General features: G+C 33.0%; 13 protein-coding genes. 12 read left to right on the top strand and 1 reads right to left on the bottom strand.

Features of this window, described 5'->3' with window-relative positions:
- Positions 1-38: 38 nt before the first annotated feature.
- From J2Z80_RS04260 to thiI, 10 genes are all read left to right on the top strand, one after another.
- Positions 39-1,616 (top strand): recombinase family protein, encoded by a 1,578-nt coding sequence (locus J2Z80_RS04260; RefSeq protein WP_209453285.1) that lies wholly within the window; start codon positions 39-41, stop codon positions 1,614-1,616.
- A gap of 169 nt (positions 1,617-1,785) precedes the next feature.
- Positions 1,786-2,898: a glycosyltransferase gene (locus J2Z80_RS04255; protein WP_209453284.1), complete on the top strand. Its 1,113-nt coding sequence runs from the start codon at positions 1,786-1,788 to the stop codon at positions 2,896-2,898.
- A gap of 12 nt (positions 2,899-2,910) precedes the next feature.
- Positions 2,911-3,177, top strand: a complete 267-nt coding sequence (locus J2Z80_RS04250) for a metal-sensitive transcriptional regulator (protein ID WP_013298250.1) — start codon at positions 2,911-2,913, stop codon at positions 3,175-3,177.
- A gap of 121 nt (positions 3,178-3,298) precedes the next feature.
- Entirely contained in the window at positions 3,299-3,514 is a 216-nt protein-coding gene (locus J2Z80_RS04245) for a DUF3006 domain-containing protein (RefSeq protein WP_209453283.1), read from the top strand.
- A gap of 94 nt (positions 3,515-3,608) precedes the next feature.
- Positions 3,609-3,854, top strand: a complete 246-nt coding sequence (locus J2Z80_RS04240) for a (2Fe-2S) ferredoxin domain-containing protein (protein ID WP_132775476.1) — start codon at positions 3,609-3,611, stop codon at positions 3,852-3,854.
- Complete coding sequence (locus tag J2Z80_RS04235; protein ID WP_209453282.1) at positions 3,851-5,569, top strand: [Fe-Fe] hydrogenase large subunit C-terminal domain-containing protein; 1,719 nt, start codon at positions 3,851-3,853, stop codon at positions 5,567-5,569. The genes J2Z80_RS04240 and J2Z80_RS04235 overlap by 4 nt, the downstream gene beginning before the upstream one ends.
- Positions 5,566-6,726 carry a SpoIIE family protein phosphatase gene (locus J2Z80_RS04230; RefSeq protein ID WP_209453281.1) on the top strand — a complete coding sequence of 387 codons (1,161 nt, stop codon included), beginning with the start codon at positions 5,566-5,568 and terminating at the stop codon, positions 6,724-6,726. The genes J2Z80_RS04235 and J2Z80_RS04230 overlap by 4 nt, the downstream gene beginning before the upstream one ends.
- 15 nt (positions 6,727-6,741) lie before the next feature.
- Positions 6,742-8,256 (top strand): 4Fe-4S dicluster domain-containing protein, encoded by a 1,515-nt coding sequence (locus J2Z80_RS04225; protein WP_209453280.1) that lies wholly within the window; start codon positions 6,742-6,744, stop codon positions 8,254-8,256.
- 118 nt (positions 8,257-8,374) lie between these two features.
- Positions 8,375-9,529 (top strand): cysteine desulfurase family protein, encoded by a 1,155-nt coding sequence (locus tag J2Z80_RS04220; RefSeq protein ID WP_209453279.1) that lies wholly within the window; start codon positions 8,375-8,377, stop codon positions 9,527-9,529.
- 2 nt (positions 9,530-9,531) lie between these two features.
- Entirely contained in the window at positions 9,532-10,683 is a 1,152-nt protein-coding gene (gene thiI, locus J2Z80_RS04215; protein WP_209453278.1) for a tRNA uracil 4-sulfurtransferase ThiI, read from the top strand.
- A 35-nt stretch (positions 10,684-10,718) separates the two neighbouring features.
- On the opposite strand, the gene ychF is transcribed toward thiI, so the two are convergent.
- A complete protein-coding gene (gene ychF, locus J2Z80_RS04210; RefSeq protein ID WP_209453277.1) occupies positions 10,719-11,810 on the bottom strand; it encodes a redox-regulated ATPase YchF in 1,092 nt (363 codons plus the stop codon).
- A 177-nt stretch (positions 11,811-11,987) separates the two neighbouring features.
- Between ychF and J2Z80_RS04205 the strand changes: the two genes are divergently transcribed.
- Positions 11,988-12,530, top strand: coding sequence for a YhcN/YlaJ family sporulation lipoprotein (locus tag J2Z80_RS04205; protein ID WP_209453276.1), 543 nt, complete (start codon positions 11,988-11,990; stop codon positions 12,528-12,530).
- A gap of 100 nt (positions 12,531-12,630) precedes the next feature.
- Positions 12,631-13,887 (top strand): EF-P 5-aminopentanol modification-associated protein YfmF, encoded by a 1,257-nt coding sequence (gene yfmF, locus J2Z80_RS04200; RefSeq protein ID WP_209453275.1) that lies wholly within the window; start codon positions 12,631-12,633, stop codon positions 13,885-13,887.
- The last annotated feature ends 13 nt before the right edge of the window (positions 13,888-13,900 follow it).

The following is a 13,900-nucleotide window of genomic DNA, read 5'->3' as shown; positions in this document are numbered from 1 at the left end:
AAATATATTATGGTGGTTATCCATGAAGGAGGTTACAGATGCTCAAGGATAACGTACTGAATAAAACCTGGAACTGTGCAGTGTACTGCAGACTTTCAAAAGAAGATTTAAATAAAGGTTACAGTGAAAGTATTCAAACACAGGAAAAAGAACTAACAAGATTTGTATACGAAAATAATTGGCATCTTGTCGATGTTTATATTGATGATGGCGTAAGCGGAACTACCTTCGAGCGGGATGATTTTAAAAGAATGATTGATGATGTTAAGAATGGCTTAATAAATTGCATTATAACAAAAGATTTATCTCGTCTTGGAAGAGATTATATCGAGATGGGAAGATATTTAGAGAAGGTATTTCCTGAGTATGGTATAAGATATATTGCTTTAAATGATGGGGTGGACACTTTAAAAGGTGATGATGACAGTATACCTTTTAGAAATGTTGTTAATGACATGTATGCTAAAGATATATCAAAGAAAATAAGGTTTAACCTTATCAGTAAAATGAAAGAAGGTCTATATGTAGGTGCACTGGCACCTTATGGCTATAAAAAGGATCCTAATAATAAAAACAAATTAATACCAGCTAATGATATTACAACTCAGGCAGTAAAGAGAATTTTTTTATTATATATGGAAGGATTCGGCAAACAGAAAATAGCTAAAATATTAACTGATGAAGGTTACCCTACTCCAGCAGGTTCAAAAGAAAATTTTAATAATCCAAACCAGAAGATTAAAATGTGGAATAGCAACGCTGTTCACAGAATACTGACGAATGAAGTGTACATTGGGACAGTTGTCCAGCATAAGAGAAAAAAGGTATCGTACAAAGTAAAAAAAGTCAGAGAAGTGCCTGAGGAAGAGTGGATTAAAAAAACACACATGCATGAGCCTATAATAGATGAAGATATTTTCTGGCAGGTGCAGGATATAATACAAAGAAGATCCGAGCTTAAATTCAGACCGGGGCATATTACACATCTTTTTTCTGGTAAAGCAAGATGCGGCGATTGTGGATCGTATATGGGGTATTTTTATGACAAGGATAGAAAGGAGCCTTGCTGGAAACTTATATGCGGTGCTTTTAGAAAATACGGTTCAAAAGCTTGTACAATGCATTCTATACCGGAAGATAAGTTAAAACAAATAATTTTAGATGACCTTAGGACTATAGCTAAAGAAATCGTCGATTATCGTGAATTAGCAAGAATTGCCGAGGATTCGATTGAAGAAAAATATATGGAGCAGAAAAATATGTATGAAGGATATAAAAAGAAATTTTCCGAGCTGCAAAATACTTTTAAGCAGATGTATTACGACAAGATAAAAGGTTTAATTAATGATGAGCAGTTTAAAATACTTTCTGATGAGATTCAGAATGAAATGAATACTTATCAAAATAAATTAAATGAGATTGAAAAACAAATAAATTCTAAGGACATAAAGATGATACTTATACAACAGGCGTATGAAAAAATTAAAGCAATAATTGATATGCAGGATTTAAATAGGCAAATGGTTGAAAACCTTATTGACTTTATAGAAATATTTAATAATAATAAAGTTAAGATACACTATAAATTTTCAAATCCTCAAAATTATATCTCATAGTACGCAACCACCTGAGTGCGAGGAGTTTCCCACAAATGTATGTGACGAATTCATGCAAAGGCCGTTCCCACCTATATTTCCTCCACAGAAAGCTCCATATTCACCATATTAATACAATGAAAAGCCAGCATATGCTGGCTTTTCACATAATGAGGTTAGGAGGGTTCATATGAAAATATTATTTATCACATTCATTGATATTTTAAACTCACTTCCACAGAGAAGCCATCATCTGATAGATTATTTAAAAGAGAGATATGATTTGACAGTAGTATTTTGCAGATACGATGATTTGGGCGTATTGAAAAAACAAGATGGTACTACTAAATATATAGGGATACCTGTAAAATTTGCAAGCCTTTTTAGTCCTATGACATTGTATAAAAGATATTTGGAAATTGATTCTGAAAAATATGATATTTGCATTGCTCAAGGACCATGGGCAGGTGTTACAGCAGTAGAACTTTTGAAGGTTGGCAGAGTAAGTTTTTTAGCATATGAGGATATAGATTATTTTCCTGCATTTTTTGAATATGAAGATATTTACAATAGGACGAAATATATGGAAAAATATTGTATAGAAAGTTCAGACATTACATTTTCTGTTAACAAGAAATTGATAGAACTCAGAAAAAATATGACAGGTATTACACCATATTACATACCAAATGGTGTTAATTATGAGTTGTTTAAAGGGGATAAAGTAAAACACAATGGAACTATACTTGTATTTAGTGGTTCATTAGAACATTGGTCAGGAATTGAGATGCCTATTAAGGCACTTCCGATATTAAGACGGGAATTAGATGTCTCCATAATGATACTCGGCAGGGGAAGATATGAGCCTGACTTAAGAAAATTGTCGAAAGATTACAAAGTTGATGACTTTGTTCATTTTCTTGGAAAGGTTAAATATAAAGACTTGCCATTGTACTTTAAAAAAGCTGATATAGGCTTGTGTACACTTTTCCCCACAGAGCTTATAAAATATTCTTTTCCACTTAAAGCCGTAGAATATATGGCTGCTGGCCTTCCAGTTATAGCAACAGACATTGGTGACTTAGGCAAATTGATTAAAGAAAATGAATGTGGTATAACAATAAAGTACAGTATTGCAGACTTTGTAGAAAAAACTATAGATTTGATAGAAAATCATGATAAAATGAGTATATACGGACAAAATGGAAGAAATTTTGCAAAATCATTTGAATGGGAAGAGCTGTTTAAAAAAGAGATGAGCATAATCTTTGAAAAACTGGATAAAAGGATAAAATATAATTGAAAGGTGATTATTATGAGCAAAAGTATTAAAGATGATGTACTTTTAAGGTTAAAAACTATAAAAGGCCATATAGCTGGAATTGAGAAAATGGTTGAAGAGGATAAAGGATGTTCAAACATTTTACTGCAAATAGCAGCAGTAAGAGCTTCCTTAGAAAAAGTTGGATTATCTATAATAAATGAACATGCAGAACAGTGTTTTCTTTCAAACGAAGACGGCAAGATAACGTATGAAGAGCTACAGAGCGTAGTTGACTTATTGGTAAAATTTTTAAAATAAAGATCATATTAATACAATGAAAGTTATAAAAGGGTTTGGCAAACAGGCCCTTTTATAAAATATCTTAGTATTGATAAAGAAAATTAAAAGATGTATAATAATTAAAAAGAAGGTGTATTAAATGAGAATACATGGTATCGTTGATAAAATAGAAGATGATGTGGCAATAGTCATTCTTGATGATGACAGAAAGATAAATATTCCGATAAAATATCTTCCCAGCAACATAGCTGAAGAAGATGTTATTGATATCAGTTTAGATGTTGATAAAGAAAAGACTGTTGAGAGAGCGCATAAGTTAAAAAAGATGATAGAAGAATCCAGAAAAGAGGATTAAATTATTTTAGTTTGATTTGTTAATAAATTAACTATTATTTACTTAAATTCTTTTGTGTAGTAAAATAATTGTATACAGTATACGGGTGATTTTTATGGTTATTACTGTTTGTGTAGGTAGTTCATGCCATCTTAAGGGCTCCTACGATGTTATAAATGAATTAAAAAAATTTATTAAAGATTATAATCTTGAGGACAAGGTGGAATTAAAAGCAGATTTTTGCATGGGCAATTGTTTAAGAGCAGTTTCTGTAAAAATTGACGACGGAAAGTGTTTGTCAATTAAACCAAATAGCGTTGAAAAATTTTTTAAAGAATATGTGTTAGGCAATTTACAATGAGTGTCATAAATTTTAAAGAAGCAAATTGCAGAAACTGCTATAAGTGCATTAGATATTGCCCTGTAAAAGCTATAAAAGTTAATAATGAACAAGCTGAAATAGTTGATTACCTGTGCATTGCTTGTGGAAGATGTTTAAATGTGTGTCCACAAAATGCCAAAACCGTAAGGTCAGATGTAGAAAAAGTTAAAGCTTTTATAAAAAAATGTGATAAAGTTGTTTTTACAATAGCACCATCTTATCCCGCACTTGTAGGAAATGGCAGAGCCTTTAAATTCCTCAATGCTTTAAAAAATTTGGGCGCTGAAATGATAATAGAAACTTCAGTAGGAGCTAGGTTTATATCTAAAGAGTATGAAAGATATTATAATGATTTAAAATATGACAATCTTATTACTACTTCATGTCCATCTATAAATTATTTGATTGAAAAGTACTATCCTGATCTAATAAATTGCCTTGTTCCAGTTGTATCACCTATGATTGCTGTTGGTAGGGCTGTTAAAAAAGTTTATGGCAATGAAATAAAGGTAGTGTTTATAGGACCTTGTCTGGCAAAGAAAGTGGAAATGAATGATTTTAGCTGTGAAGGTGCAATAGATGCTGTATTGACATTTGAAGAGATTATAGAATGGTTAGATGAAGCTGGAATCAATATTGATTCCATGGAGGAATTTACAGATTGTGTTGATACAATGTTGCCGTTTAAACTATATCCTATTGAAGGTAAAACTATTGACTGCATGGATGTCGATTTAAATTTGAGAAAAGTTGTATCTGTGTCTTCGATTGACAATGTTAAGGAGCTTTTAAATGATATAAGGTCAGGCAACTTGCATGGATATTGGATAGAAGCAAATGCTTGTGATGGAGGGTGCATTAATGGACCAGCCTTTGGAAGGTTAAATAATAGTGTTGTTAAAAGAAAAGAAGAAGTGATTAATTATTCAAATATAAAGGCGAACTTTATTAATGATATTAACAATATGATTGATTGTTCAGTAGATTTTAGCAGGAAATTTATAAATTTAAGTGACAAATGGAAGATTCCTAGTGAGAAAGAAATAAAAGATATTTTATCAAAAATTGGAAAACTTACTAAAGAAGATGAACTAAATTGTGGTGCATGTGGCTATGATACATGCAGAGAGAAGGCTATAGCTGTTTTTAATGGAATGGCGGAACCATATATGTGCTTGCCATATATGAGAGGGAGAGCTGAAACTTTATCTAACATTATAATCAGTTCTACACCTAACGCTATAATTGCTGTTAATAACGAGTATGAGATACAAGAAATGAATAGAGCTTTTGAGAAGATGTTTTTAGTAAATTCATCAATGGTTAAAAACGAGAATCTATCCTTGATATTTGATATATCGGATTTTAAAGATGTGATTGAAAACAAAAAAAGTATTTTCAATAAAAAGGTATCATTTAAAAATTATGGAATTATTGCGTTAGAGAGCATTTATTATCTAGAAGAATATAAAATTGCAATTGGTATTTTTACAGATATTACAAAGATGGAAAAGCAGAAAGAGGCTTTTTCAAAGGTTAAAAAGGAAAACTATCAGTTGGCACAGCAAGTAATAGACAGGCAGATGAAAGTGGCGCAGGAGATTGCAAGTCTTTTAGGAGAGACAACTGCAGAGACAAAAGTTATATTGACTAGAATGAAGGATATGCTATTAAATCAAGGTGATGATGAATGAGCCATTACATTGATATTGCACATGCATCATTAAACAAATACGGTGAAGAACTGTGCGGTGATAGTGTTCAGATAATAAGAAAAAAAGACTATTTAATGGCGGTAATGGCAGATGGATTAGGCAGCGGTGTAAAAGCAAATATTTTATCAACTTTGACAACGCGAATTGTCTCAAAAATGCTTGATATGGGTTCTGAATTATCTGATGTTGTAGATACGATAGCGCAAACGCTGCCTATATGCAAAGAAAGAAATATTGCATATTCTACATTTACGGTTGTTTCGATAAATTCTGATAATGTTCATGTGGTAGAGTATGATAACCCATCTATATTTTATTTTAAAAATGGAATTTATAAAAAAATAGATAGAAAATGTGTAGAAATAGGCGATAAAAGAATTTACGAAAGCAGCTTCAAGTTGGAACTCAATGATGCTCTTGTAATTGTATCTGATGGGGTTATACATGCAGGTGTAGGTGGTATATTGAACCTTGGATGGCAATGGGAGAATGTGCAGCAATATCTTGAAAAGACATTAGAAGTTTATAGCGATGCATCTGATATTTGCTACCAGCTTATAACGACTTGCAACAATTTATACAAGAATAAACCTGGTGATGATACGACAGCAGTAGTTATAAAAGTGAACGAGTCAAAAAAAGTTACTGTAATGGTGGGGCCACCTATCTTAAAGAATATGGATGAATGGGTTGTAAGAAAACTCATGAAAAATGAAGGATTAAAGGTTGTATGTGGTGGCACGGCTGCGAAAATTGTAGGAAGAGTTTTAAATAAAAAGGTTATTACAACGACTGATTATATCGATCCTGACATACCACCACCTGCTTTTATAGATGGAATAGATTTGGTGACAGAAGGAGTTTTGACATTAAGAAAGACAGTTGAGATTTTTAAAGAATACATCGAAGATGGCAATTCAAATATACTAAGGTATTCAAAGAAGGATGCTGCAACCCGCCTATTTAAAATTTTAAATTATGCAACTGATGTAAATTTTTTAGTGGGTCAGGCCGTGAATAGTGCTCATCAAAATCCAGATTTTCCTGCGGATCTTAGAATAAAGGTTAAGATTGTTGAAGAACTTATTAGTTTATTAAAAAAATTAAACAAAAATGTTGAAGTAAATTATTTTTAGAAAGGATAGATTGCCTTGTTTAAGTTTAACACTGATGTTCAAATGTTAAAATATGAAGTGCTTTATAATGTTGCTAAACTAACATTGGAAGACAGATTAGAAGACGAATACGATGAAATACCTCATGAGATAATTCCGGGGACAAAACCTAGATTTAGATGCTGCGTATATAAAGAAAGGGCTATAATAGAGCAAAGAACGAAAGTGGCAATGGGGAAAAATTTAAAGCGGACAATGAGACATGCAGTAGATGGTGAGGAACCGATAATTCAAGTTTTGGATATTGCTTGCGAAGAGTGCCCTATAAAAAGGTATCGTGTCACAGAAGCGTGCAGAGGATGCATTACTCATAGATGCACTGAAGTATGTCCCAAAGGTGCAATATCGATAATCAATAAAAGAGCAAATATTGACTATGATAAGTGCATAGAATGTGGAAGATGCAAAGATGCTTGCCCATACAATGCCATATCTGATAACTTAAGGCCATGCATCAGGTCTTGTGCAGCAAAAGCTATAACAATGGATGAGGAATTAAAAGCTGCTATAAATTATGAAAAATGTACTTCTTGTGGTGCTTGTACTTTGGCTTGCCCATTTGGTGCAATAACAGACAAATCATATATTGTGGATATAATAAGGGCGATAAAAAGCGGTAAAAAAGTCTATGCTTTAGTAGCACCTGCAATAGCCTCTCAATTTAAAGATTCAACTGTAGGCCAAATAAAATCAGCTTTGAGAGAATTTGGCTTTACAGATGTAATAGAAGTAGCACTTGGAGCTGATTTTGTTGCAGTAGAAGAAGCCAAGGAGTTTGAAGAAAAAATAAAAGACTTGAAAGTAATGACGAGTTCTTGCTGTCCTGCATTTGTGGCACATATAAGAAAGAGCTATCCAGAATTATCTCGTAATATATCAACGACAGTGTCTCCAATGACAGCAATATCGAAGTACATTAAGAAGCATGATCCTATGGCAATGACGGTATTTATAGGACCGTGTACTGCAAAGAAATCAGAAGTGATGAGAGAAGATATAAAAGGCATAACAGACTATGCAATGACATTTGAAGAGATGGTTGCTATTCTGGATGCAGCAAAGATTGACATAAAAGAACAACAAGATGCTGAAGTGGATGATGCTACACTATTTGGAAGAAAATTTGCAAGATCTGGCGGTGTTTTAGAGGCGGTAAGTGAAGCGATAAAAGAAATTAATGCAGATACCAAAATCAATCCGATAATTTGTAATGGGCTTGAAGAGTGCAATAAGACATTGAAGATAATGAAAGCAGGTAAATTGCCAAATAATTTTGTAGAGGGTATGGCTTGTGTTGGTGGTTGCATCGGTGGTGCTGGTGTCATCAATAACAACGTAAATCAAGCAAAATTAGCTGTAAATAAATTTGGTGATGCTTCTTTGCATAAAAACATAAAAGAGAGAGTCAACCAGTTAGATACGGATGAAGTTGATTTTCATATTGGTCACAGTTCGGATGAGTCCAATAAGACTTCATGCAAAGAAGCATAATATTGATTTTAAAGAGAGGGTCCAATTTTAGGACCCTATTATTATTTACTTGAAATATCTGATGATATTAACATATAATATATTTATTAGTACAAAGACAATGTGAGGATTGGTAAAAATGGAGGTATATCTTGATAACAGTGCAACAACAAAAGTCCGCAAAGAAGTAATTGACAAGATGGTTGATGTTATGGAAAATGAGTACGGCAATCCCTCATCAGTCCATCTTAAAGGATATAAAGCTGAGAAGATATTATTAGAATCGAGGAGAAATGTTGCAAAATTATTAGGCTGTGAAACAGATGAGATAATTTTTACTTCTGGCGGCACAGAATCTAATAATTTTGCCATACGCGGAATAGCATACAGCATGAAGAGACTGGGAAACCATATAGTTACTTCAAAGATTGAACATCCATCTGTTTTAAATGTGATGAAGCAGCTGGAGGAAGAGGGGTATGATATTACATATCTTGATGTAGACAATCGAGGGAATATAGATTTGGATGAACTTGAAGGTGCCATAAATGATAAAACAATTTTAATATCTATTATGGCGGTAAACAATGAAATAGGGACCATTGAACCTATTGAAGACATTGCGAAATTAAAAGAAAAGGCCAAGAATGCATATTTTCACGTAGATGGGATACAGGCAGTGGGCAAGATTGAGTTGGATGTGAAGAGTCAAAAGATAGATCTTTTATCTTTAAGTGGTCATAAAATGCATGGTCCAAAAGGAATAGGTGCTATCTATATAAAAAGAGGTGTTAAAATAAAGCCTATATTATATGGCGGTGGGCAGGAAGGAAATTTAAGGTCAGGTACCGAAAATATGCCTGGTATTGCAGGATTGGGAGATGCTTGTCGGTTGATAAAGGAAAATATTCATGAATACGAGTCGAAACTTATACATTTGAAAAAAAGGCTGTACGACGGAATCAAAAGTGAAATATCTGATGTTCACTTAAATGGTCCTGATATAGATAGTGGCGCACCACAGATATTAAATGTTTCATTTTTGGGTGTAAGAGGCGAAGTTCTGCTTCACGCACTAGAAGAAAAGGGTATATATGTATCTACAGGTTCTGCTTGCTCGTCTCACAAAAATACAGAAAGCCATGTATTAAAGGCCATAGGATTAAGTCATGAATATATTGAAGGAGCGATTAGATTTTCATTTAGCATTTTTAATACAGATGAAGAGATAGATTACACAATAGATGCTTTGAAAGATAAAGTGAATTTCTTAAGAAAATACAAAAGGAGGTAAAAATGGATATAATTCTTATAAAGTATGGAGAATTAGCACTAAAAGGCGATAATAGAGCATTTTTTGAGAATAAACTTGTTAAAAATATCAAAGAAGCATTAAAAGGTTATGATGGAATAAAAGTAGAGAAGACCCATGGTAGAATATACGTAGAATGCGACGGAAATGTAAATGAGGTTATAGATAAGCTTAAAAAAGTTTTTGGCATAGTGGGTATGACTGTAGCGAAAAAGGTTGATTTGGATCTTGATGCAATATACAATGCAGCGATTGAGCTTATGAGAAGCTATTCAGGTAAGAGTTTTAAAGTAGAGACTAGGAGACCCAATAAATCATTTCCATATGAAAGTATGGAAATAAGCAGGATGATTGGAGGTAAAATCTTACAGAACGTAGAAGATGTTTATGTTGATGTGCATAATCCAGACATCGTCTTAAATATAGAAATACGGGAGAAGGCTTATTTGTATTCTGGTATAACAGATGGAATAGGTGGCATGCCGCTTGGGACAAATGGTAGGGCAGTTGTTCTTTTGTCAGGTGGAATAGACAGTCCTGTTGCTGCATGGATGATGATGAAAAGAGGAGTAGAAATAGAAGCTGTGTATTTTCACAGTCCGCCATATACACAGGAGAGAGCAAAAGACAAAGTTATAGATTTGTGCAAAAAACTTTCAGAATACGGACAAGATATATACTTGCATGTAGTTAATTTTACGGATTTTCAGCTTGCCATATATGATAAATGCCCTCCAAAGATGACCACCATAATAATGAGAAGGATGATGATGAGGATTGCTGAAAATATTGCCAATAAGTATGGAGCAAAAGCGCTTATAACAGGTGAAAGCCTAGGACAAGTAGCAAGCCAGACCATAGAAAGCTTATACTGTACAAATGCGGTAACACATATGCCTGTGTTCAGACCATTGATTGGAATGGATAAAAGTGAGATAGTGGAAATATCCCAAAAAATTGGGACATACGACATATCAATAAGACCTTATGAAGACTGCTGTACAATTTTTGTTCCTAAGCATCCTATAATAAAACCGGATTTAGAAGAAGTTATAGAAGGCGAAAAAAATATTGACTATGAAAAATTTATAGACAGTTTAGCGATAGACCAAATCAAGATAAAACAAGATAGTTAAAATAAATCCCATAGATTACCATCTATGGGATTTTCTCATACATTGAATCTAAATACAACTATGTCGCCGTCTTCTACGACGTAATCTTTTCCCTCAAGTCGCATTAGCCCTTTTTCTTTTGCAGCCACCTCTCCGCCAGATTCTATATAATCTTTGTAAGATATTACTTCAGCTCGTATAAAACCTTTTTCAAAATCTGTGTGTATTTTTCCAGCAGCTTGAGGTGCTTTTGTTCCTTTTTTTATAGTCCATGCTCTTACTTCTTTTGGACCAGCAGTAAAAAATGTGATAAGTCCTAAAAGTGAGTATCCATGGCGTATTATGTTATTAAGTCCCGGTTCTTTTAATCCGTATTCAGACAGCAATTCGTATTTTTCCTCATCGGGAAGTGATGAAAGCTCTTCTTCAATTTTTGCTGATATGACTATTACTTCTGATTTTTCTTTTTCAGCATATTCTTTAAGCTTTTTAACATACTCATTTTCTTTGCCAGATATAAGTTCGTCCTCAGAAATATTTGCAGCATACATAACTGGCTTTGACGTTAAAAGCATAAGCTGATTCACAAATGGAAGTTCATCTTCATCGAAATTCATGGTGCGTACAGGTTTTCCATCATCTAGAGTACTTTTGATTTTTTCTAGTATACTTAATTCAAATGCTGCAGATTTATCATTTTTTGCGTATTTAGAAGTTTTTGCAATTCGTTTTTCTATGACTTCTAGATCAGCAAGCACCAATTCTAATGTTATGATTTCAATGTCTCTAATTGGGTCAATATTGCCTTCAACATGAGTAATATTGCTATCTTCGAAACACCTTACCACATTTAAAATTGCATCAACTTCCCTTATATGCGATAAAAATTTATTGCCTAAACCTTCGCCTTTGCTGGCTCCTTTGACAAGTCCAGCTATGTCTACAAATTTTATTGTGGCTGGAATTATCTTTTGAGGATTTACTATTTTTGCAAGTTCATAAAGCCTATTGTCTGGTACAGAAACAATACCAACATTAGGTTCTATTGTGCAGAAAGGATAATTTGCACATTCAGCACCTGCTTGTGTTATTGCATTAAAGATTGTACTTTTACCAACATTAGGTAGACCAACTATGCCTATTTCCATTTATATTCCTCCGAATTGTTTTTAATTTTATGAAAAAATTTTTCTATTTTGCATCAAATAGAATTATATATGAAAAGAGGTAAAAGTTCAAATCTAATTGTAACTGACAATTATTAACATATTACATTATAATAAATTGTTTTTATGTGAGCAAAATATTGATTGGAGGTGTTTAAAATGAAAAAGACAAGAAATATTTTATTAATACTTTTGACATTGATAATGGCTTTGTCTATATCTTTGACAGGATGTAAGGCTACTAAGAAGCCATCTCCTACTAGATATACTCCCACAACACCTAGAACAACACCGGCTCCTTCACCAGGAATGACGACACCGGCACCTTCTAGGACACCGACAACACCAACTCCTGCAAAAAGACCGGTACCGCAAAGTACAAGAGCAGCAAAGATAGCAACAAATGTAGCAAAATTGCCTGAGGTAAATAAAGCTACAGTCGTAATTTCTGGAAATACTGCTATAGTAGGTATTGATATGAAGGCAAGTGTACAAGGTACTCACGAAACTCAAGTTAAGAAAAAGGTTGAAAAGACTGTTAGAGATACAGACAAGAGTATAAAAAATGTATCTGTGACGTCGGATCCTGATTTATATAAGAGAATAGAAAATATAGCAAAAGGAATTGCGGCTGGAAGACCATTATCAGAATTTACTAAGCAGATTACTGAGATATTAAAGAGAATTACACCAAGTGCATAAAATAAACCTGGGGAAACCCGGGTTTATGTTTTGTTGACATAGTAAAACATTTGAAATATAATTAAGGTCAATTGGATTATTATAGAAGGAGTGATAAAATATGTCCATTTTAAAAAGGAATATTGGAAATGGCATTAATCTGTATGTTAGCCAGATGGATAAGTTTAAGACCATTACGATTAATATTTACATAAATAACAGATTAAGCAATGAAACAGCAAAGTTTGCATTGTTGCCATCAGTATTAAAGAGAGGAAGTCTCAATTATAAAACATATAAAGAAATGACGAGACATCTTGAGGAGCTTTATGGAGCCACATTTGCTTTTTCAGTTTATAAAAAAGGTGAGAGGCAAATTGCACAATTTAGGTTAGAGATTGCAGACAGCAGCTATATAAAAGATGACATAACGGAAGATGGCGTAAAGTTTATTTCAGATGTACTTTTAAATCCATTAGTAGTAAACAATGGATTTGATTCGAAGTATGTTCAGCAGGAAAAAGAAAAACAGAAGAATTTGATTAATTCCCGAATAAATGAAAAGACAAAGTATGCTGTTGACAGGTGCATTGAAGAAATGTGTAAAGATGAAGATTTTTCAATATATGAGCTTGGCAGCATAGATGATGTTGATAAAATAGATGAAATAAATCTCTATGAATACTATAAGAAGGTCATAAAAACATTGCCTATAGATATATATGTTATTGGCAATGTGAGTGCAGATAAAATAAAAAGCTTGTTTGATAAGTATTTCAAAATAGACAGCAGAGACGTTGTTGATATACCTGACACACCAATATATAAAAAGGTGGATCAAGTCAAATACGTCCAAGACAAACTAGATGTCACTCAAGGAAAGCTTACATTGGGTTTTAGGACAAATGTAAAACCTGGTGATGATGAGTATTTTCCGCTTTTAGTATTGAGTGGTGTATTGGGAGGCGGTCCTTTTTCAAAATTATTCATGAATGTTAGGGAAAAAGCAAGTCTTGCATATTATGCACAGACAAGGCTTGAGAGATTTAAAGGATTAATGCTTATAATGTCAGGTATAGAGATTGAAAATTATCAAAAAGCATTGGATATAATACTTAAACAAGTTGAGGAAATAAGGGACGGAAACATTTCTGACTATGAATTTGATTCAACGATCAAAGCTTTAAATACGTCTATGAATTCATTAAAAGATAGTGCAACGCAAATTTCGGATTTTTATTTATCACAAAATCTTTCGCATACAAATTATAGCATAGACGATTTTATAAATAAGATAAATGAAGTAACAAAAGAAGATATTATTGATGTTTCTAAAAAGATACAATTAGATACTGTTTATTTTATGACTAAAAAATGAGGAGGGATAAAAC

The organism is Thermoanaerobacterium butyriciformans (assembly GCF_017874545.1).
Classification (GTDB): domain Bacteria; phylum Bacillota; class Thermoanaerobacteria; order Thermoanaerobacterales; family Thermoanaerobacteraceae; genus Thermoanaerobacterium; species Thermoanaerobacterium butyriciformans.
The sequence above is the reverse complement of the archived record's forward strand: the minus strand, read 5'-3'. Positions and strand labels throughout refer to the sequence as shown.